The 692-nt window shown below is 65.0% G+C and carries 1 protein-coding gene; it reads right to left on the reverse strand.

What is annotated here, in order from left to right:
* The coding region (locus tag KDH83_RS31065) for a tripartite tricarboxylate transporter substrate binding protein (RefSeq protein ID WP_212322948.1) at positions 1-596 on the reverse strand (596 nt) is incomplete at its 3' end.
* Positions 597-692: the final 96 nt, after the last annotated feature.

Raw genomic sequence — 692 nt, forward strand, 5'->3', positions numbered from 1 at the left:
GTGCCCGCCATCAGGTCCGCGATGGCCGGCCCCGCGCCGCGATAGGGAATCTGCATGGCCCGGGTGCCAGTGACGCGCATGAAGTACACAGCGGCAATGTGGCTGGTGGACCCGGCCCCCGCATTGCCGAAATTCACGTCGGCGCCGTTGGCTTTCATGCGCGCGACGAAGTCGGACAGATTGGCTATTCCGCTTTTCTTGCTTACCGACAGCACCATCGGCACCGTAGCCACCAGCCCCACGGGCGCCAGGTCGCGGCGCGGATCGAACTGGCTCTTCGGATAGAGCGAGGGCGCGATCGCCAGCGATCCCATGTTGCCGAACGTGATGGTGTAGCCGTCGGGCGCGGCGCGCGTCACGCGCTGGTTGCCGATCACGGTGCCCCCTCCGCCCAGGTTTTCGACGACGCCGATCTGGCCCAGGTTTTCACCCATGGCTTGAGCCACGATGCGGGCCAGTCCGTCGGTCGATCCGCCCGCGGCGTAGGGCACCACCATGGAAATGGCGCGCGTCGGGTAGTCCTGCGCCACTGTGTCGGGATGCGCGCCCAGCGCAAGCAGGCCTGCGCCCAGCAAGGCTGGCAATGACTGTCTCATGTCTGCTCCTCGTTCTTGTCCGAAGCCGCGCTCGTGTACCACCCCGCGCTTTGCCGCATTATTGTGACGGTCAAATCATAAGTCAAGCATATTGTC

Source organism: Achromobacter sp. Marseille-Q0513, from assembly GCF_018195695.1.
Taxonomy (GTDB): Bacteria; Pseudomonadota; Gammaproteobacteria; order Burkholderiales; family Burkholderiaceae_B; genus Achromobacter.